The organism is Oricola thermophila, from assembly GCF_013358405.1.
GTDB lineage: Bacteria > Pseudomonadota > Alphaproteobacteria > Rhizobiales > Rhizobiaceae > Oricola > Oricola thermophila.
The window spans coordinates 140,216-160,320 of record NZ_CP054836.1; the positions used below are offsets into that span (position 1 = coordinate 140,216).

A 20,105-nucleotide genomic window follows, 5' to 3' on the forward strand; every position below is an offset into this window, starting at 1 on the left:
CGAGCGGGAGAACCGGAATGGATATCGGCCTGACGCGGATCGACGAGGACGACATTGCGAAACATCGCGCGGTCGCGCAGTCGTTCGTCACGCGCATCGTCGTGATGGAGGAGAGCGGAGGCAAGTCCGACACGGCGCTTGCGGGAACCGGTCGGCGTTTCGTCTCCACGGTTTCCACCGGTGGCGTGCGGCGCACCCGCGAGGTGGAACTGGCCAGGCAGATCGCCGGGGTCAGGCCCGATGATCCGATGTTGTCGCCGGTGCAGCACGGCCTGCTCTACCGGACGCGACGCGGTATCGCGATCGCGCTTGCAGTCGCGGAGCTGTTCGCACGCCAGACGGAGCTGGAAAGCCTGCAGGCGCGCAACCTGTCGTCTCCGCTGCAGGGCGATGACGCGGAGCGGTTCAAGACGCTGGTCAATGCCTCGGCCTATATCGCGGCCTTCACGCTTTCGGCCTATCTCCTGCAGATGCTCGACGGAGGCACGGAGCCGGTCAACGATCCCGACGAGCCGGACTTCCTGTTCGACACGGCCCAGGATGCGCTGAAGTCGCTGGTCGCGGGACTGGCCAACGCCATCGACGGCGCGGCTGACGAGATGACCATGCTGCAGCGGGCGAAGGCATTTGCGCGGGTCTCCGTCGACGGACTGCTCGGACGGCGCGGTCGCTTCACCGGACTCGGTTCATTCGAGGACAGCCATATACGCATCGAGGCGGACGATTTCACCATCAACGGGTTCGACGTGGCGCCCGGCCAGCGCCGCAAGCCGCTGGCGATGCAGTTCAAGAAGCCGAACGAGATCATCGGCAACCATATTGCCAAATACCAGGCGACGCGGCTGGCCAAGATGCTGATGGCCTATGATTTCGAGCGGCAGCTCAATCCCTTCGTGGAACTGGGCGGTTTCCTGTTCACCTTCATCGGTGACGGCGCGCCGGGAACCGGCAAGACTATCCTGATCCAGATGATCGCCGGGCTGATCAACGACTACTGCGAGGTTGCGGGCTATCCCTTCCACTACGAGAATTTCGGCGTCGACCAGATCTCGTCCTACCAGGGCAAGTCGGGCCAGAACTGCAAGGAGTTCGTCAACACGATCGTCAACCCGAAGGCGATCGGTTTCGGCACGATCGACGATATCGACCAGGTCGCGGCGCGTCGCTCAGACGACCGGGCCTCGGCCGGGCAGCACGAAGTGACCGCGGTGCTGATGGAAAGCTTTGCCGGCGCGACAACAGTGGTGCGCGGCAACTGCTCCTTCGGCATGTTTTCCAACTACCCCGAGAACGTCGACGATGCGTTGCGCCAGCGGGCTGGCGCGCGCTGGCTGGTGGACGGGCCGCAGACGCTTGACGACTATATCGACATCTTCGTGCTGCTGGCCGGCAAGAACCATTCTATCCCGCTCGGCGATCACGACCTCTACGCGGCGCAGGTCATCAAGAAGGCGGTGGCGGAAGCCTATGAAGGCCATGACAGGCCAAAGGAGGAGGGGCTTCTGGCCGTCTACGAGCGCTTCATGGAGGAGCGCGGCGAACCGAAGACGATGGCCGATGTTGGCGACTACCTGCATCGCATCAAGCAGGCCGAGCCGCGCTTTACCGGCCGCGCGATCAAGAACATCACCGACGCGATCAAGATGCGGGCGATGGATTTCGACCTGCCGGACGAGTGGTTCGAGACGCCGGAGGCATTCATGCACAAGTCCTACGACGAGAAGAAGGCGATGATCGAGGAACTGCGCGGCCCGTTCACGATGAAGATGGTCATGCAGGAGATCAACCGCTACGCCGATTCCGAGTTCCGCTACACCGACAAGTCGGACGCGGCGGCCGTAGAGGCCATGATCCGTAATGAACGGCTGCGCGAGCGCGCAGCAAGGGAGATCGCGGACCTGAAGTCCAAGGGGCTGTGGAACGGCGCATGAAACGCCTCTACGACAACGACCTGATCTATGGCCGGCTGCTGAAAGTCAGCCAGCCGCACCTGATCGAGCGCTACAACAAGGCGTTGAAGGCGTTCGGCCTGCCGGAGACGAAGCTGGAGGTCTTCGACATCGACAAGACCGGTTTCTCGCCGCAGGTGGCAGACGAGCTGGGCGATCCGGACTACCTCGATCCGAACGGGATCAACCGGCGTTTCATCATCCTGACGCCGTCGCAATCGACGTTTCCGGTGGTGCATACGCATTTTTCCAACACCGAAGCGCTGATATACGAGTTCTTCACCGCGAACGCCCGTGCGATCAATGCGCTGACGATCAAGGACGTGATCTATGGCGAGATCGACGACAATGTCTCGCGGGTCAACGACATCGAGGACCTGCTGGGAATCGAGCAGGTCGAGTTCAACGTCCTGTCGGCCGACGACGTGCTCGGCAAGGCTGCAGAGCTGCGCACGCTGGTGGACCGGCTGAAAGGCGAGCCGGACGCCTGGCGCAACGACGCCATGCTGGAACGCATGGTCGAACTGGCGAGGATCGCCGGCGACATACGCGAAAACACGCTGGTGCCCGACCAGGTCGTGTTCCGGCACGACGCCTTCTGGACCAGCCATTTCGGTGGCTGCTACGTCTTCGTCGACGAGAAGATGACGACGGTGATCGCCGATCCGTCGGCGCCGGGCTTCCGCCGCTCCCGGCCGTGGCAGGTCGCCTATATTCCGATCCGGGACATGGCGCGGGTCCATGCCTTTCTGGCCGATACCGGCCGGCTCGACCCGCCGCGCGCCTCTTGGCTGGAACCGTCGGGTTTTCTCGAGCACCGTGCCGAGATGGCGATACGCGCGCTGTTGCGAAGGGCGGAGCCGGATGCCGACCTTGGGCGGATGGACGCGGTCTGGCTGCAGACGTGGATGCACAGAAATGCCGGGCTCATCAACGAGGATGGCGTCTATCCCTTCCTGAATGCGGTCAAACGCGACATTGCGCGGTCCGGTCATGTCGACATCCGAGATGTCGACAACCGATTCCGGTTTCTGCTGGCACGCGCGAAACCCGACCACAAGGACGCCTGGCTGGTGAACCGCCTTGTCACCGAATATGTCCCGAGCGACTTCGTTGCGCGTTATGTTTTCAACAAGCAGGGCTTCTACAAGGACTACGAAAGTTACGGTGATGCCTTCCGCCAGCACGTTGTGGAGATGCTGAAGACCACCTATCTGTCCGACAAGGCCGCGTTCCGCAAGCGGCTCTACGGCCTTTGACCCTTCCGGAGCGACACCATGCTTGACCCGATCATCGCCTTTTTCACCCGCCTCTTCGAGGTCATCGGCCGGGCGATCGGCACATTCGTGGCGTGGCTGGCGTGGCCGTTCATCGCGTTCAGGAACTGGCTGCGCGGGCGCGGCTGGTTCGTGAAGATCCCGGTCTTCGTCATACTGATCGCGATTGTCGCATCCTATGGCTATCTAATCTACATCACCCAGTTCTGGTCGATCGGCGATCCCGACTATCCGGAGCGCTATGCGTTCGAGACGGAATACGGAGCGGCGGGATCGCAGGCCGGCGACGGTGCCTGCTATCCGTCCGCGATGGTACAGGTGGCTGCGGACCTCATAGACAAGAACGTCAATCAGGAATACTGGGTTCCCTCGAACCCGCTGTCGAAGGCCGGGTTCCTGTTCATCATCGACTGGAAGGATACCCCGTTCTTCGACAACAAGGCCGCGTTCCAGCTTGGCATCAACCAGGCCGTCCGCAGAACGGCCGTCGAGCTGGTCGACCGGCTCGGACGCGTGCGCGGGACGTCTTCGATAAATCAGAATCTCCAGGATGCGCGCGAAGCCGCCAACTACCGGGAAGATGCCTGGTTCTTCACGCTGAGCCCGCCCTTCCTGCAGCCGTCGACACAGGCGCGGCTGCGCGATGCCCGCGACAGCCTGTTGGCGTTCAATCTGGAACTGCAGGAATGTCGGGCCGACTTCGATGCCCGCGCCGACAACCTGATGCAGTTCTTCGATCGTGTAACGGCCGATATCGGCTCGACCTCGGAAATTCTTCAGCGCCGGATGGAGCAGAGCAATTTCATGGGGTTCGACAGGCGCGCCGACGACCGGTTCTGGTTCACCTTCGGGCAGCTCTACGGCTATTACGGCATTCTCTCTGCGGCGCGCAGCGATTTCCGCGAGGTCGTCGCGCAGCGGAACCTGGACGCGATATGGGATCGGGTCGACGAGCAGATGCAGGACGCGTTGAACATGCGCCCGCCCTTCGTAGCCAACGGCAGCGCATCGAGTCTCATAAAGTCGCACCTGGAATCGATCGGTTTCGACCTTCTTCGTGTTCGCTCGAACCTAGTGGAAATGCGTGACGTGCTCGAGCGCTAGGGCGCGGTTGATACGCAGAATGTATTCATTCTCGTCGGATTGTGTATCTGTTTCCTAGCCGGCGGAGCGTTGTACCGGTAGGTGGGAGATCGACAGGCAGGCATTGCTGCGGACGCTGCGGTTGCATGCGCCGGCCGCCTGCGAATGCATTTTCGCGTCGTTGCCTACGCCCGCAGCAGACGGAAGCATGTTCCGAAGCAGGCTGAAATTCCCCTGAAATAGCGTTTCCATGTCAGGTTGCGACGGGTCTTGTCGCGTGTCGAACCGGGCGGAGGGAAGCGAAAGCATAGGCTCGCGAAAGCAAATCGGATTGCCTCGATGGCGTGTCTCTCGCGATTGGACGCTTCTCGGGATTGCTTTCCGAAATCATTTGTCGTGTATACATTTTTCGTCGGCAGCGTGATCCTGCCGGTGGGGCTACACGGAGGAGATCATGGCCGAATTCAAGACAGACATCGAAATTGCGCGTGCGGCAAACAAGAAGCCCATCCAGGATATCGGCGCAAAGCTCGGAATACCCTCCGAACATCTTCTGCCCTACGGGCACGACAAGGCGAAGGTATCGGCCGATTTCATCAAGTCGTTGCGGGACCGCCCTGAAGGCAAGCTGGTCCTCGTCACGGCCATCAACCCGACGCCAGCGGGCGAGGGCAAGACAACAACAACAGTCGGGCTCGGCGACGGGCTGAACCGCATTGGGAAGAAAGCGGCGATCTGCATCCGCGAGGCTTCGCTCGGACCGAATTTCGGCATGAAGGGCGGCGCGGCAGGAGGCGGCCATGCGCAGGTGGTGCCGATGGAGGACATGAACCTCCATTTCACCGGGGACTTCCACGCCATCACCTCGGCGCACAACCTGCTTTCGGCGATGATCGACAATCACATCTACTGGGGCAACGAGCTCGGGATCGACGAGCGGCGCGTGACCTGGCGGCGCGTGATGGACATGAACGACCGCGCGCTGCGCGACATCGTCGTGTCGCTCGGCGGCGTCGCCAACGGCTTTCCGCGCCAGACCGGCTTCGACATCACGGTGGCTTCCGAGGTGATGGCGATCCTGTGTCTCGCGAAGGACCTGGATGACCTGCAGAAGCGACTGGGCGACATCGTCGTCGCCTATCGTCGCGACAAGTCGCCGGTCTACTGCCGGGACATCAAGGCCGACGGGGCGATGACCGTCCTGCTGAAGGACGCGATGCAGCCGAACCTGGTACAGACTCTCGAAAACAACCCGGCCTTCGTGCATGGCGGGCCGTTCGCCAATATCGCGCATGGCTGCAACTCGGTGATCGCGACGACGACCGCGCTGAAGCTCGCGGACTACGTCGTCACCGAGGCGGGCTTCGGCGCCGATCTCGGCGCGGAGAAGTTCTTCGACATCAAGTGCCGCAAGGCCGGGCTCAAGCCGGCGGCGGCCGTGATCGTCGCGACGGTGCGCGCGATGAAGATGAATGGCGGCGTCAAGAAGGAAGACCTCGGCAGCGAGAATGTCGAGGCGGTGAAGAAGGGCTGCCCCAATCTCGGGCGCCACATCGCCAACACCAAGGGCTTCGGCGTGCCGGTCGTGGTGGCGATCAACCATTTCGTCTCCGACACGGAAGCCGAGATCCAGGCGGTCAAGGACTATGTCGCGGAGCAGGGCGCCGAGGCGATCGTGTGCAGGCACTGGGCGGACGGCTCCGCCGGCATCGAGGACCTGGCGCGCAAGGTCGTCGAGATGGCGGAAAGCGACGCGTCGAACTTCTCGCCGCTCTACCCGGACGACATGCCCCTGTTCCAGAAGATCGAGACCATCGCCAAGCGGATCTACCATGCCGACGAGGTCATCGCGGACAAGAGCGTGCGCGCGCAGCTGAGGCAGTGGGAGGAGGCCGGCTACGGACATCTGCCGGTGTGCATGGCGAAAACGCAGTACTCGTTCTCGACCGACCCGAACCTGCGCGGCGCGCCGACGGGCCACTCGGTGCCGGTGCGCGAGGTGCGGCTGTCGGCTGGCGCCGGTTTCATCGTGGCGATCTGCGGCGAGATCATGACCATGCCCGGCCTGCCGCGCAAGCCTTCCGCCGAGGTGATCGGGCTCAACGACGAGGGAAATGTCGAGGGACTGTTCTGACCGCGGGGCGGGCGCCCGGCCGGCGCCCGCCTCCTTCCCGCAGCCGGACGGTCGCCGGCTTCCGGTCCGAACACGGCCGGTGAAAATTTCCCGTTGCGCGGCACCCGCCGACGTTCTATTTTCCCGGCCATGGACATTCGCAGCGCAGTCAAGACTCTCTGGTGGTGGCCCCGCTTCTAGGCGGTGCTGACCCATGACTGCGCGTCAAGTTTCGGAACCGCCAAGTGCATCACGGCGCTTAGGCGGTTTTTTGCTGTCCGGCGCCGAATGAAAGGACAGGAAGAATGACCGGGAACAGGAAAGACGAAATCGAGATGGCGACGGACAAGGCAGACCTGACATACGTGACGCGCGGCGGCGTGACCGTGAGGCGCTATCGCCGCGACGCGGACTACGCGACGGCGATCGCCGACTACACCGAGCTGCTGGACAGCCAGCCGGGCGTGATCCTGTCGTCCAACTACGAATATCCCGGCCGATACACGCGATGGGACACGGCGATCGCGAACCCGCCGGTGCTGATCTCCGCGCACCAGCGGACCATGACCGTCGAGGCGCTTTCGGAACGCGGCCGTCCGATCCTGAAAATGATCGAGAAGGCGCTGACCGGCGCCGAGCACATCGCCGGGCTGGAGCCGGGCGACGGCGTGCTGACCGTGCGGATCGCCGAGCCGGCGGCGGTGGTCATGGAGGAGGACCGGACGCGGGCGGCCAGCGTTTTCTCCGCGCTGCGGGCCATCGTCGACCACTTCCATTCGCCGGAGGAAAACGATCTCGCGCTCTACGGCGCCTTCGGCTACGACATCGCCTTCCAGTTCGACCCGATCCAGCAGAAGCTGGAGCGCGATCCGGCGCAGCGGGACCTCGCGCTGTTCTTCCCCGACGAGATCCTGGTCGTCGACAACCACGCGGCCAAGGCCTGGATCGACCGCTACGAGTTCTCCGACGGCGAGACGACAACCGAGGGCCTGGACGGGACGGTGGCGCCGCAGCCCTTCGTCAAGACCGACACGATCCCGCCGCGCGGCGACCACGTGCCGGGCGAATATGCGAAGCTGGTCGAGAAGGCCAAGGAGAGCTTCGCGCGCGGCGACCTGTTCGAGGTGGTGCCGGGACAGGTGTTCCACGAGCGCTGCGACTCGAAACCGTCGGCGATCTCGCGCAGGCTCAAGGAGACGAACCCCGCGCCCTATTCCTTCTTCATGAATCTCTGCCGAAACGAGTTCCTCGTCGGCGCGTCGCCGGAAATGTTCGTTCGGGTGACGGGCCGGCGGATCGAGACCTGCCCGATCTCCGGCACCATCCGGCGCGGCGAGGACGCGATCGAGGACTCGGAACAGATCCTCAAGCTGCTCAATTCCAAGAAGGACGAGTCGGAACTGACCATGTGCTCCGACGTCGACCGCAACGACAAGAGCCGGGTCTGCGAGCCGGGCTCGGTGCGGGTGATCGGCCGGCGCCAGATCGAGATGTATTCGCGCCTGATCCACACGGTGGACCATGTCGAGGGCAGGCTGCGCGACGGCATGGACGCCTTCGACGGATTCCTCAGCCACGCCTGGGCCGTGACCGTGACCGGCGCGCCGAAACTGTGGGCGATGCGCTTCATCGAGAACCACGAGAAGAGCCCGCGGGCCTGGTATGGCGGCGCCATCGGCATGGTGAAGTTCGACGGCGACATGAATACCGGGCTGACGCTGCGCACCATCCACGTGCGCGACGGGGTGGCCTCGGTCAGGGCCGGGGCGACGCTGCTGTTCGACTCGGTGCCCGAGGACGAGGAGGCCGAGACCGAGCTGAAGGCCTCGGCCATGCTGGCGGCAATCCGCGAGGCGAAGCAGGGCAATGCCGGAACCGCCAAGCGGGAGACCGCGCAGGTGGGCCTCGGGGTCAGGATCCTGCTGGTCGACCACGAGGACAGCTTCGTCCACACGCTGGCGAACTACTTCCGCCAGACCGGGGCGGAGGTGCGCACGGTGCGCTCGCCGGTGCCCGAACAGGTGCTGGACGACTACCGTCCCGACCTGGTGGTGCTGTCGCCCGGGCCGGGCACGCCGGCGGATTTCGACTGCAAGGCGACGATCCGCAAGGCGCGCGACCGCGACATGCCGATCTTCGGCGTCTGCCTCGGCCTGCAGGCGCTGACGGAGGCCTACGGCGGAAACCTGCGCCAGCTCTCGCTGCCGATGCACGGCAAGCCCTCGCGCATCCGCATCAACCATCCGGGCCGGGTGTTCTCCGGCCTGCCGAAGACCGTCACCGTCGGCCGCTACCACTCGATCTTCGCCGACCCGTCGCGCCTGCCGGACGATTTCACGGTCACGGCGGAAACCGAGGACGGCGTGGTGATGGGCATCGAGCACCGCCACGAGCCGGTGGCGGCGGTGCAGTTCCACCCGGAATCGATCATGACGCTGGGCCACAATGCCGGCATGCGGATGATCGAGAACGTGGTGGCGCACCTGGCCGGCGACCGGGCACGCCGGGGCAAGGACGCCGCCGCCTGAGGCGGCAGGCGGTGACAGGCAGGGGACCGGCATGGCGGGCACGGCTCAACCGATTGTCAAGCGTCTCGCCACGGGGTCGATCGCGGTCGCCTTCGGCGTGATGGCGCTGAAGCTGGCCGCCTGGCACGTCACCGGCTCGGTGGCGCTGCTGTCGGACGCGCTGGAATCCACTGTCAACGTGATCGCCGCGCTGATTGCCTATTTCGCGGTCTCCTATGCCCAGAAGCCGGCCGATGCCGAGCATCCCTTCGGCCATTCCAAGGCGGAGTATTTCTCCGCCGTGATCGAGGGCGTGCTGATCGTCGTGGCGGCGCTGCTGATCGCCCACGAGGCTTTTGCCGCACTCTTCGCCCCGGTTCTGCCCGAGGCGCCGGCGCTCGGCCTCGGCATCAACATGGTCGCCGCGGCGATCAACGGGATGTGGGCCTTCCTGCTGATCCGCGCCGGGCGCGAGCACCGCTCGCCGGCGCTCGTTGCCGACGGGCGCCACCTGTTCACCGACGTGGTGACGTCGCTGGGCGTGTTCGCCGGGCTGCTGGCGGCGCTGGCGACGGGATACGCGATCCTCGACCCGCTGCTGGCCATCGGCGTTGCCTGCAACATATTGTGGGAAGGCTGGAAGGTGATCGCGTCCTCGGTCGACGGGCTGATGGACCGGGCGGCCGCGCCCGCCGACGAAAGCGCGATCCGCGCGGCGATCGCCGGCAATGCCGGCGGCTCGGTCGACGTGCACGACCTGAAGACCCGCCAGGCCGGCCGCATGACCTTCGTCGACTTCCACATGGTGGTGCCGGCCGAGATGACGGTCGCCGCCAGCCACGACATCTGCGACCGGATGGAGGAGGCGATCCGCGCCGCCATTCCCGGTGCGCGGGTGACCATCCACGTCGAGCCGGAAGGCGTGCGCGCGCACGGCGCCAGGGTCACCATCGACTGAGGCGAGCCGGACGGCGGGGGACTCCCGGCAAAAGGGACATTGGCAGGGATCAGGACGTGTCGGGCCGCATCGCCGCAAGCGCGAGGCGGTGGCACTCCGCCAGCACGCGGTCCACCTCGCCGGTGCCGTCGCGCGGCCGGCGCCGCCAGCCGGGCGGCGGGCCGTAGCGCAGGGGAAAGCGGTAGAGCGAGGGCACCTTGCATCGCTCCCTGCCGACCGCCCGCGCGGCCTCGCGGCGGGCGCGCAGCCGGGCGAGCCTCTTCGCCTGGGCGGGAAGATCCTCCAGCGCCGCTTTCAGCGCCATGACGCGGTTGCACAGCGCCCGCGCCGGCACCTCCTCGATCTCGCGGGCAAGCGCCTCGTCCGGCGGCAGCTCGGCGAAGGCGAGGCGGGCGCGTCCCGGGCGGGCCCAGAAATCGAAACGGCGGTGCGGATCGGCCAGCCGGAAGGCGGGCACGCGGCCGGAACCGGGCTCGGGCTCCTCGGGTGCCGGCGTCTCCGGCACCCAGCGGCGGGCAAGGCCGAGAAAGACCGGGCCGTGGCTGACCAGCAGGCCCCGGGCGCGCAGCAGCTCGACGGGCGAGGGCGCGGGCGGCGGGGCGACACGCGGGGGCGGGACCGCGATGCCGCGGGCAGCGGCGAGGATCAGGCGGCGGGCCGCCGACTCCGCCGGGCGCAGGAAGCGCAACAGGCGGCGCCTCGCGCGGCGCGGCACGGTCTCGGGAACGCCTCCCCCGAGCCCCAGCATGGCGAACAGCATCGCCGCGATGCGCCGCAGCGCCGCGCAATTGCGCTCGATCGCCCTTTCCCAGTCCCTTTTCGCGTCATCGTTCATGCGGACATGATGGCGCAGGCGGCGGGGAGGTGGATTACATTTTCATTTTGAAAGCGTTTCGGGCCGGTTCCCCGGCCTGGAATGAATGAAGCATCAAGGCGGCCGCCCTGATGCTTCGGGCTGCAGACGGGACAGCGGTGGATGGGCCTCTTGCGACGGCCGAAGCGGAGGCACGTTGCCATGGCATCTGGGAGGAGCCCGCCATGGCGGCGTCACTCAACCGAAACGGTTTCCGGCAAATCCGGCACGGTTCACTCGCTCCTGCACGGGATGCATATTTAGCTCGTTTGACTTGGTGGAGTTTCCTGTATGTGCGTAGGAGGCGGAGACTGATGGCACTGATTTTGGTAGTTTTTTGTTATTTCTTGTTTGCATGTCGTTGTCCATTCTGATCCTTCAAAATGGCTTTTCCAAACCAGTCCGGCACGGTCTTTATTTGTGACTCAAAGACGTCCTCCGGGACATCTTGCCAGAACGCTACGATAGCGTCAGAGAATCCCTGAAACTGCTTTTCGCTCACCTTGAGGTTGGTGTGATCGGGATATTTCGGTCCTGTAAAGACACTACCAGTACCTTTGAGCGGATCATCCAGATATTCAGGGTAGTTCTGTCTCAAATCAGTGAGGGATTTTCCCTCCCCGTGCTTGTAGACGTTGACAACCAAGCGGCACGCATCAAGGGCGCGGAAATAGGTGGTGGCGCGGATTTTCCAGCCAAAGCTCTCCAACAAGTCGGCTATTTGGTTGAAGTCGGCCGACCAGACCTTCAACCTAGTGTTATCACCGCTGTGCCAATGTTCAATTTCCCGCACGAGCCAATCTCGCAACTGCTTGTCCCACTCGTGGAACATACCTGCGGTAATGTTCAAACGGGTTTGCTCCCGCATATCACTTAGAAGTTCGTAGAACTCGATTCCCGCGTCGTTGGCCGCCTCGTAGAAGTCTTCTGGATTGTGATGATCAGGGTCAAACCGCGCATGGTTTTGTTCAAGCCATACCTTAGCGGCCTTGTTGGCGTCCGCCTCGATGTCTTCAAATTGCGAGAGCAGGCGCTTTCGGGCCTGCTCGACATAAAAGTGATGTCTCTTAATCAGCGACTTCCGGAATGGTTTCCACATCTGAAACAACACATAGTCACTCATGTCGTCGCTCCCGCCTTTTCTTTGGAGACCTTGCGTGGCGCGGATGTCATCTTGGTGCAGAAATCGAACAGCTTTTTCAGGCGCTCGGTATCGTTCCGAAACTGCCTGCCGATTTAGATACGCTCTAGCACCTCCTCGTTGCGGTAATGAGCTGTGCGAAGGTGGTCCGGCATATTTCGGGATCTTATAGATTGGCAATCCCCTACGCCCTGCGGGGGGCGAGGGCGTCGGTTTCGTGCGCGCGGGACAGGTGCTTCTCCACGCTCGCCGGGCGGCCGACGAGGTAGCCCTGGACGAGATCGACGCCAAGGTTCTCCAGTATCCGCAGCTGGTTGGCCGTCTCCACGCCCTCCACCAGAACGCGGATGCCGCGGTGGTGGACGAGGCCGATCATGTCCTCCAGCATCAGCAGCCCGACCTCCGACTGGCTGTCCTGCAGGAAGCCCTTGTCGATCTTGATCAGGTCGAACTCGTATTCGCGCAGGCAGGCAAGGCCCGCATAGCCGGTGCCGAAATCGTCCAGCCAGATCTGAAGGCCGAAGGAGCGCAGCTCCTCCACCGCCTTCAGCGCCTGCGGCTCCAGGAAGATGTCCATGCCCTCGGTGATCTCCAGCGCAAGCTGCGACGCGGGCATGCCCTCGCGCGACACGATCTCCGTCACCCGCAGCGGGAAGCCCGGCGCGCGCAGCTGCACGCCCGAGACATTGACCGAGACCGTTGCCTGCGGGTCCAGCCGCTTCATGTCGCGGATGGCGCGCTCGATGGCCCAGTAGCCCAGCTCGACAATGGCGCCCGAACGCTCTGCCTCGGGAATGAAGACCTGCGGGCTGATCAGGCTGCCGTCGAAATCGTGCAGGCGCATCAGGGTCTCGTAGCCGACCGTGCGGCCCGAAGGCAGGTCCCGGATCGGCTGGTAGGCGGTCGAGACCAGGTCCTCCGTGCGCGCCGTCTTGAGCAGATCCACCAGGTTCTGGCCGGACATGTCGTCGTCGGCGGCCTCGGGATCGAAAATCGTCCAGGTGGCGCGGCCGGAGAACTTGGAGGTGTAGAGCGCGCGGTCCGCCTCCTGCAGCAGGGCGTCGAGATCCATGCCCTGGTCGCGACGGCTCAGCGACGCGCCCGCGCTGATGGTGATGACATGCAGGCCGTCGCCGCGATCCGGGTGCTCGATGCCCAGCGACTTGACCGCGTGGCAGAGATCGGCGGCGACTCGGGCCAGCTCGTCGGTGTCGTTCACCTCGCACAGGAAGACGAATTCCTCGCCGCCATGGCGACCGACCACCGCGCCGTTGGCCTCCGCCGTGCGGGTGAACACGTCCGCCAGGCGGGTCAGGCAGTCGTCGCCCGCCTGGTGGCCCAGCCGGTCGTTGTATTTCTTGAAATAGTCCACGTCGGCGAGGATGACGCCGATCCGGCGGCCGTCCGCCGCGCGCGCCCGGCGCATCTCCTGGAACTCGCGCGCGATGGCGCGGCGGTTCCAAAGGCCGGTCAGGTGGTCGGTGTTGGCGATCTCGTGCAGCTTCTCGCCATACTCGATCGCCGCCTTCTCCTGGATGTGCGCCTGCTGGGAGTGCAGGAAGGCATGGTAGCGCTCCAGCGCAAGGCGCCAGGACAGGTAGAGCGACAGGGCCAGGCTACTGGCGAAGAACACCATGAGCGCCAGCTTGCCGCCCGGCGGGGCCACGAGGCCGCGCATGATGACGGTGCCGTAGGTGACGGCGATGATCGCCGACGCGATGGCCGAGACATGCAGCTTGAAATTGAAGAACAGGTTCGAGCCCAGGATGAATATGGTGCCGCAGACGATGTAGTAGGACAGGTTCGCCTGGTGGGTCGTGCCGATCGCCGCGAGAATCCAGGCCACGCCGCCGGCGACGATCGCCGACGCCGCGGCCAGGTGCAGGACAGACCGGCTGACGCGGCGCACGAGGCAGATCTCGAGTATGGCGAGAAAGAGCGCACCCGTGCCGATCCGCGAAGCCACGGCAAGGGGGGCAACGTCGGGGATCAGGAGGACGTCGAGAAGGCTGAAGGCGATGTGCGACAGAACGGCCGCCCAGATGCCCCAGCGCACGATACGGCGATTGCCCGCCGACTCGCGGTCGAAGAGCATGTCCCGAAGGACCGGATCAACAGGTTTCCACCAGGGTTGCCCGATCGCGGCCCCGACCCGCCGGGCGAAATCGGTGTCGGGAGGAGGGACGGCCGTCATTCACGGCCGCCGGAGGCGCGGGGGGTCATTTCGGGTCATCTTCCTGCGTCCGAGCGCAAAGATTGCCAGATTCATTCCAAAATCTTGCATGGCGCCTGCTAACCTAAGGTAAACAGCGCGCAAACAATGCCCCTTTCCGGGCGCGAGAATCGCCCGCCGAAGCGCCGTTGCGAGACATTGAGTCGCATGCGGGGCTTTTTGTTAACCATACGTTAACCAAGTTGTATCGCCGCCGCCCGCCCATCCCTATAGTCGGCCTGTCTCCCTCGGACAGGACCACCCATGGGCAAGTTTGCATTCGACCCCGACGCGCACAGCCTCATCACCCCGGAGGCGATCCGGCGTCACAATGCCGACGAGGCGGCCGGCGGGGACGCCGCGGAACTTGCCGCGAGGCGGACACAGCTGGCGCTGATGCTGGAATTCGCCCGGCAGGGCTTCGCCAAGGGCGAGGCGGCGGCATCCGTGGTGCGGCGGCTGGCCGCCCAGCTGCACGAGCTGCGCGGGCAGGCGGCCCCGGCGGTTTGGGAGGACCTCATACCCGCCGCCCAGCAGCATCCCGTCTCCGAATACCTCCTGCAGGACCCGTTCACCGCGTGGTCGTTCCGCAAGCCGCGCGGCTATGCGGGCGATGCCGGCCTGATCGACCTGATCTACAGGCATCCGAGCGTCGGCCACGTGGTCGAATCGGCGAGCGAGCTGGGCCGGGAGATCTATGCCTATACATGCGCCGTGGACAGCTCGGAGGCCGTGCGCGAGCGCCGGACGATCCTGGCGCGGAGCGTGGACGAGACGGCCGCCCGCGCGCCCGGCGCGGACGTGCTGGCGATCGCCTGCGGCCACATGCGCGAAACCGAGCTCTCGCAGGCCGAAAGCGACGGCACGCTCGGCCGATGGACCGGTCTCGACCAGGACCCGATCTCGGTCGCCACCGTCAATGCCAACAGGGCCGACAGCGCCGTCTCGGCCGTCGAGGGATCGGTGCGGGGCCTGCTGCGCGACGCCTACGATCTCGGGAGCTTCGACCTCGTCTACGCCGCCGGACTGTACGACTACCTGACGACGCGGATCGCCGTGCGGCTGACGGAAAAGGCGCTGGCGCTGCTGAAACCGGGCGGGAGCTTCCTGTTCGCGAACTTCAGCGACGAGCTGGCCACCGACGGCTACATGGAGACCTTCATGGACTGGCCGCTGATCCTGCGCACGGGCGACGACATGGCGGCCATCATGCGCGCGGCGGCGGACGGGAGCCGGTACGATCTCGACGTCTTCTTCGGCGAGAACCGCAACATCGTCTACGGCAGGATAACGCGGCCCGCCGAATAGGGCAGGGCGCCGGCGCAGCCACGCGTCGCGCGCCCCCTTGACCTGCGCTCCCGCCTGACGCTATCTCTGGCGACATGAACACGACCCGCGCGCATATCCGCCTCGCTCCCGCCGTTCCGGCCGGGACGCTTTCGCGCGCGCTTCTTCCGCTCCTTCTTATCGGCGGCTGCCGGGTCCGTTGAGGAGCGCCCGGCGGTCGGTTCGGCCCCGTCGGCGCCAGCTCCTCGCACGCTTTACATCCATTTTCGAATGACCGTATGAGGTCACAGCCGTTCGAGCCCGTGCCCGGTGCAGGACGGCCCACAGGACGAGAGACAAGCCAATGACCGTTCACACCCGTTCCGCCGCAGCCGGAATGCCGGAAGCAGCCGAGAAATACCGACCCTATCCGCCCGTGAACCTGCCCGACCGCACCTGGCCGTCGAAGATCATCGACAAGGCGCCGGTCTGGTGTTCCGTGGATCTGCGCGACGGCAACCAGGCGCTGATCGACCCGATGGGGCCCGAGCGCAAGTCGCGCATGTTCCGCCTGCTGCTCGAAATGGGCTTCAAGGAAATCGAGATCGGCTTCCCCTCGGCCTCGCAGACCGATTTCGACTTCGCGCGCTGGTGCGTGGAGGAGGGCGAGGTGCCCGACGACGTGTCGCTGCAGGTGCTCGTCCAGTGCCGGCCCGAGCTGATCTCGCGCACATTCGAGGCGCTCGAGGGCGCAAAGAACCCGATCGTGCATTTCTACAATTCCACCAGCGAGCTGCAGCGGCGCGTGGTGTTCCGCAAGGATGTCGAGGGCGTCAAGCAGATCGCCGTGGACGCGGCCAAGCTGATCACCGACATGGCGGCCAAGGCCGGCGGCGGGTACCGCTTCGAATATTCGCCCGAAAGCTTCACCGGCACCGAGCTGGAAGTGGCGCTGGAAGTCTGCAACGCGGTCATAGAGGTCGTGCAGCCGACGCCTGACAACAAGCTCATCATCAACCTGCCGGCGACCGTCGAGATGAGCACGCCGAACATCTATGCCGACCAGATCGAATGGATGTGCCGCAATCTCGACAACCGGGAGAACCTGATCATCTCGCTGCATCCGCACAACGACCGCGGCACGGGCATCGCGGCCACGGAACTGGGCCTGATGGCCGGCGCCGACCGCGTGGAGGGCACGCTGTTCGGCAACGGCGAGCGCACCGGCAACGTGGACGTGGTGACGCTGGCGCTCAACATGTTCACCCAGGGGCTGGACCCGAAGCTGGACGTGCACGACATCAACCGCATCCGCGACGTCTATGAGCATTGCAACCAGCTCGCCATCCCGGAGCGGCACCCCTATGTCGGCGAACTGGTCTACACGGCATTCTCCGGCTCGCACCAGGACGCGATCAACAAGGGCATGAAGGCGCTCAAGGAATCCGGCTCGCGGTTGTGGGAGGTGCCCTACCTGCCGATCGATCCGCAGGACGTCGGCCGCACCTACGAGGCGATCATCCGCATCAATTCGCAGTCGGGCAAGGGCGGCATCGCCTACGTGCTGGAGGCCGACTACGGGCTGCACCTGCCGCGCAACCTGCAGGTCGAGTTCCGCGACGTGATCCAGAGGATCACCGACCGCGAGGGCAAGGAACTCTCGTCCGAACGCATCCACCAGGAATTCCTGGCCACCTATGTCGACATTCCGAACCGGCGGCTGCGCTTCGTCAACCACACCACCGCGGCCGAGGGCGAGGAAGGCGGCATGCGCAAGGTCGAGGCGACCATCGTGGACGGTAACGAGAAGGTTACCATTCACGGCCGCGGCACCGGTCCCATCGACGGGTTCCTCGACGCGCTGTCGCGGCACCTGGGCCGGACGGTCACCGTCATCGACTATGCCGAGCACTCGTTGCAGCGCGGTTCCGACGCGGCGGCGATCTGCTACATGGAAATCGACATCGACGGAGAGCGCGTCTTCGGCGCGGCGATCAACAAGAACATTGTCGCCGCATCGCTGGAGGCCATAATCGCCGCCGTGAACCGGAAGATCGCGGGGTAAACCGCAGCGCCGTCATTGCAGTAGGTGTCGCCCTTACGTAAGATGCGCCCGAGCAATGAAACGATAACAACAACTAGCCGGGAATTGCGGCATTGGGGGACGCATCACGAAGCAAGGGTATCGACCCCGGGGCCATAAGGGCTGCGCTTGACGACATCCTGCGAAGCGCGACGTTCTCGCGATCCGAAAGGTCGCGGGAACTGCTCAGATATATCGTCGAGCGCGACCTGGAAGGCGAAGCCGACCGGCTGAAGGGCTTTGCCATCGCGCTCGACGTTTTCGACCGCGAGGACAATTTCGATCCCTCCACCGATGCCGTGGTGCGCGTGCAGGCCGGACGCCTGCGCGACCTTCTCGAAACATACTATTCCGGAGAAGGCGCCGACGCCCGGATACGCATAACGATTCCGCGCGGCACCTATGTGCCCGTCTACAACATGATGCTCCGCGTCCCGCCGCTGTCGCGCAGCGCGGACAAAGGGAGTGAACCGCCGCCGGTGCAGCAGCCCGAGAAGGAGCCGCTTCCGCAGATCGCGCTGGCGGAGCCCAGGAGCGGGCGCAGGATGTCCGCCGATCCGGATGGCATGATCCATGTCAGCACGCGGCTGTTCTGGGGCGCGACGGCGACGATCGTGGGCCTGCTGGTCGTGATCCTCGTCCTGCTGGGCAGCATCTTTCTCGGCGAGGTGAAGCCGCTTCCCGCCGCGGCATCGCGCCTGGCATCGTCGGATGCGGCCATGCTGCGGGACGCGACGCTGCCCTCCGTCGCGGTCGCTGCCGACACTGACGGCGAATTGCGCCTCATGCTGGAGGATGCCATTCCCCGCTTCGGCAGCGTGGTCTATCGAAACGACAGATCGGTCACGCTCGACCATCCGCTGGCCGACTTCTACATCAAGACGGTTCAATCGGGCCGCCGTTCGCTCAACGTCCAGTTCTTCCACCGCGAAAGCGGAATCATGATCGGGACGGATCACATTCCCGGCGGGCAGAGCGAAAGCGAGATGGCCGATCATGTCTCGCGGATATTGAGCCGCTTCCTGCCGGTCGGCGGCGCGATCTATGCCTTCCTCGAATCGGAGGGCGGGCTCAATCCGCTGACCAGTTGCCTTGCGACCAGCTCCGCCTATTTCAACAGCCAGTCCGCCGAGCGCCACCGCGCGGCGCAGGACTGCAACGCGAAGTTGCTGGAAGATGGCGTGAATTCCGCCCTGGTCTATGCCAATCTCGCCTCGCTGGCCGTGGAATCGGTGACCGACGGCTACGATTATCCCGAGGGCACGACGCTCGACGACGCCCTGAGGCTTGGACGCCGGGCGGTCGAACTGGCACCGCTTTCGGCCACGGCGCACCGGTCACTGGCCTGGGTGCTGCAGGCTTCCGGCGAACATGCGGCGGCCCTGCAGGAAATCAGCAATGCACATGCCTTCAACAGCTACGATCTCGGCATTGCGGCAAGCTATGGCTACACGCTGGTCGCGGTGGGTGATTTCCCGACGGCGGTCTCGGTGCTGGAGCGGGCGACCGAGGCCGCGCCGGTGCATCCCAGCTGGTGGGACTATGCCCTGTTCCTGGCGGCATTCCAGACCGGGCGGAATGATCTCGTTTCCTACAGCGCGCGCAAACTGGCGGTCAGCGACCGGTCCCATTACTGCGCCGCCCGGCTGATTGCCGCCTATATCGAGGGCGACGAGGTGCTCCGCAAGAAGATGCTGAGCGAACTGGCCACCGAGGACAGCATCATCACGCGCGATCCGCTGGCCTATTATTCGCGCCTGATGCCTCGGCAGGCGGCGGAGAAATTCGTCGCCGTGCTGGCCAAGGCCGGCCTGCAGGTACGGTCCAGCGATGAAGGGTGAGCCCGTTCCGGTGCTTTCCTTCCGCGAGGCGGGGGCGGCCGGCGGACCGGATTTCATGCTGCTGCACGGCTTCGGCGGTTCGGGGGCGCATTTCAGGCCGGTTGCCGAGGACCTGGCGGCGCGGGCACGCGTGACAATGCCTGACCTGCCGGGCCACGGGGCATCCTTCGACGTGGCCGGGTCGCGCCATCCGCGCGCGGCGGCCGAAGCGGTGCTGGCGACTGCCGACGCGGCCGGCATCGGGCGGTTCCACCTCGCAGGTTTCTCGATGGGCGGTGCGGTGGCCTGCCTGATCGCCCTGGCCGCGCCGGAACGGGTTCTTTCCCTCACATTGCTCGCACCCGGCGGGTTCGGAACGGAGATCGCCGCCGGCACGCTGCGCGAATTCGGCATCGCACGCGAAGCCGATGCCGTGCGCCGCGCGCTCGCGAAAATGATGGCGCCGGGCGCGACGCCGCCGGAGCGCGAGGTCGCGCTGATTGCCGCGGAGCGGGAAAACGAAAGGCTCGCCGGCGAGATCGCGGCGATAGCGGAGGCGATTACCCGCGACGGCAAGCAGGGCGAGATCCCGCGGGCGATGCTGGCGGGAATCCGTTGCCCGGTGCGCGTGGTGTGGGGCACGGCCGATCCGGTCCTGCCCGTCTCCCAGTGCCGCGACCTGCCGGAAAACTTTCGCGTCGATCTGGTCGAGGGGGCCGGGCACATGCTGGTGGCGGAGGCGCCGGAGGCCGTGCGCGCGGCGCTGGCGGCGCAACTCGCCTGATCGCGAAACCGCGTTTCCAGGCGGCGCAAAAAGAGTCGCTTCGGCCCGCGTTTATTGTT

At 65.1% G+C, this 20,105-nt stretch carries 13 protein-coding genes; 10 read left to right on the forward strand and 3 right to left on the reverse strand.

The genetic code is table 11. From position 1 onward, the window contains the following. The first annotated feature begins 17 nt into the window (after positions 1-17). The 6 genes from HTY61_RS00595 (at position 18) to HTY61_RS00620 (ending at position 9,887) form a co-directional block, all read left to right on the forward strand. Positions 18-1,931 (forward strand): AAA family ATPase, encoded by a 1,914-nt coding sequence (locus tag HTY61_RS00595; protein ID WP_175274965.1) that lies wholly within the window; start codon positions 18-20, stop codon positions 1,929-1,931. Then, positions 1,928-3,208: a DUF6638 family protein gene (locus HTY61_RS00600; RefSeq protein ID WP_175274966.1), complete on the forward strand. Its 1,281-nt coding sequence runs from the start codon at positions 1,928-1,930 to the stop codon at positions 3,206-3,208. The genes HTY61_RS00595 and HTY61_RS00600 overlap by 4 nt, the downstream gene beginning before the upstream one ends. An 18-nt stretch (positions 3,209-3,226) precedes the next feature. Beyond that, positions 3,227-4,330 carry a DUF2333 family protein gene (locus HTY61_RS00605; RefSeq protein ID WP_175274967.1) on the forward strand — a complete coding sequence of 368 codons (1,104 nt, stop codon included), beginning with the start codon at positions 3,227-3,229 and terminating at the stop codon, positions 4,328-4,330. A 433-nt stretch (positions 4,331-4,763) separates the two neighbouring features. Then, positions 4,764-6,443, forward strand: a complete 1,680-nt coding sequence (locus tag HTY61_RS00610) for a formate--tetrahydrofolate ligase (RefSeq protein WP_175274968.1) — start codon at positions 4,764-4,766, stop codon at positions 6,441-6,443. Between the two features lie 314 nt (positions 6,444-6,757). Continuing rightward, positions 6,758-8,950, forward strand: a complete 2,193-nt coding sequence (locus tag HTY61_RS00615; protein ID WP_175278354.1) for an anthranilate synthase — start codon at positions 6,758-6,760, stop codon at positions 8,948-8,950. Positions 8,951-8,981: 31 nt separating this feature from the next. After that, positions 8,982-9,887 (forward strand): cation diffusion facilitator family transporter, encoded by a 906-nt coding sequence (locus tag HTY61_RS00620; protein WP_175274969.1) that lies wholly within the window; start codon positions 8,982-8,984, stop codon positions 9,885-9,887. Positions 9,888-9,936: 49 nt separating this feature from the next. Here HTY61_RS00620 and HTY61_RS00625 read toward each other — a convergent pair whose 3' ends face one another. The 3 genes from HTY61_RS00625 to HTY61_RS00635 all read right to left on the reverse strand — a co-directional run bounded on the left by HTY61_RS00625 (position 9,937) and on the right by HTY61_RS00635 (position 14,075). Then, complete coding sequence (locus tag HTY61_RS00625; RefSeq protein ID WP_175274970.1) at positions 9,937-10,722, reverse strand: hypothetical protein; 786 nt, start codon at positions 10,720-10,722, stop codon at positions 9,937-9,939. 358 nt (positions 10,723-11,080) lie between these two features. Then, positions 11,081-11,863 carry a hypothetical protein gene (locus HTY61_RS00630; RefSeq protein ID WP_175274971.1) on the reverse strand — a complete coding sequence of 261 codons (783 nt, stop codon included), beginning with the start codon at positions 11,861-11,863 and terminating at the stop codon, positions 11,081-11,083. Between the two features lie 202 nt (positions 11,864-12,065). Continuing rightward, positions 12,066-14,075 (reverse strand): putative bifunctional diguanylate cyclase/phosphodiesterase, encoded by a 2,010-nt coding sequence (locus HTY61_RS00635; RefSeq protein ID WP_175274972.1) that lies wholly within the window; start codon positions 14,073-14,075, stop codon positions 12,066-12,068. A 282-nt stretch (positions 14,076-14,357) separates the two neighbouring features. Here HTY61_RS00635 and HTY61_RS00640 point away from each other — a divergent pair, with 282 nt between their 5' ends. The 4 genes from HTY61_RS00640 (at position 14,358) to HTY61_RS00655 (ending at position 20,046) form a co-directional block, all read left to right on the forward strand. Then, on the forward strand, positions 14,358-15,401 hold the full coding sequence (locus HTY61_RS00640) for a class I SAM-dependent methyltransferase (RefSeq protein WP_175274973.1): 1,044 nt from the start codon (positions 14,358-14,360) through the stop codon (positions 15,399-15,401). A 322-nt stretch (positions 15,402-15,723) separates the two neighbouring features. Beyond that, complete coding sequence (gene leuA, locus HTY61_RS00645) at positions 15,724-17,424, forward strand: 2-isopropylmalate synthase (protein WP_246272871.1); 1,701 nt, start codon at positions 15,724-15,726, stop codon at positions 17,422-17,424. Positions 17,425-17,516: 92 nt separating this feature from the next. Next, positions 17,517-19,283, forward strand: coding sequence for a tetratricopeptide repeat protein (locus tag HTY61_RS00650; RefSeq protein WP_175274974.1), 1,767 nt, complete (start codon positions 17,517-17,519; stop codon positions 19,281-19,283). Then, positions 19,273-20,046: an alpha/beta fold hydrolase gene (locus HTY61_RS00655; protein WP_246272872.1), complete on the forward strand. Its 774-nt coding sequence runs from the start codon at positions 19,273-19,275 to the stop codon at positions 20,044-20,046. Before HTY61_RS00650 ends, HTY61_RS00655 begins: the two co-directional genes overlap by 11 nt. The last annotated feature ends 59 nt before the right edge of the window (positions 20,047-20,105 follow it).

What these genes read in the sequence shown, in the direction of transcription:
- HTY61_RS00630 (WP_175274971.1), bottom strand. Translation starts at nt 11,863, where the DNA reads ATGAGTGACTATGTGTTGTTTCAGATGTGGAAACCATTCCGGAAGTCG.
- HTY61_RS00635 (WP_175274972.1), bottom strand. Translation starts at nt 14,075, where the DNA reads ATGACGGCCGTCCCTCCTCCCGACACCGATTTCGCCCGGCGGGTCGGG.
- HTY61_RS00640 (WP_175274973.1), top strand. Translation starts at nt 14,358, where the DNA reads ATGGGCAAGTTTGCATTCGACCCCGACGCGCACAGCCTCATCACCCCG.
- HTY61_RS00595 (WP_175274965.1), top strand. Translation starts at nt 18, where the DNA reads ATGGATATCGGCCTGACGCGGATCGACGAGGACGACATTGCGAAACAT.
- HTY61_RS00625 (WP_175274970.1), bottom strand. Translation starts at nt 10,722, where the DNA reads ATGAACGATGACGCGAAAAGGGACTGGGAAAGGGCGATCGAGCGCAAT.
- leuA (WP_246272871.1), top strand. Translation starts at nt 15,724, where the DNA reads ATGACCGTTCACACCCGTTCCGCCGCAGCCGGAATGCCGGAAGCAGCC.
- HTY61_RS00615 (WP_175278354.1), top strand. Translation starts at nt 6,758, where the DNA reads ATGGCGACGGACAAGGCAGACCTGACATACGTGACGCGCGGCGGCGTG.
- HTY61_RS00600 (WP_175274966.1), top strand. Translation starts at nt 1,928, where the DNA reads ATGAAACGCCTCTACGACAACGACCTGATCTATGGCCGGCTGCTGAAA.
- HTY61_RS00655 (WP_246272872.1), top strand. Translation starts at nt 19,273, where the DNA reads ATGAAGGGTGAGCCCGTTCCGGTGCTTTCCTTCCGCGAGGCGGGGGCG.
- HTY61_RS00620 (WP_175274969.1), top strand. Translation starts at nt 8,982, where the DNA reads ATGGCGGGCACGGCTCAACCGATTGTCAAGCGTCTCGCCACGGGGTCG.
- HTY61_RS00605 (WP_175274967.1), top strand. Translation starts at nt 3,227, where the DNA reads ATGCTTGACCCGATCATCGCCTTTTTCACCCGCCTCTTCGAGGTCATC.
- HTY61_RS00610 (WP_175274968.1), top strand. Translation starts at nt 4,764, where the DNA reads ATGGCCGAATTCAAGACAGACATCGAAATTGCGCGTGCGGCAAACAAG.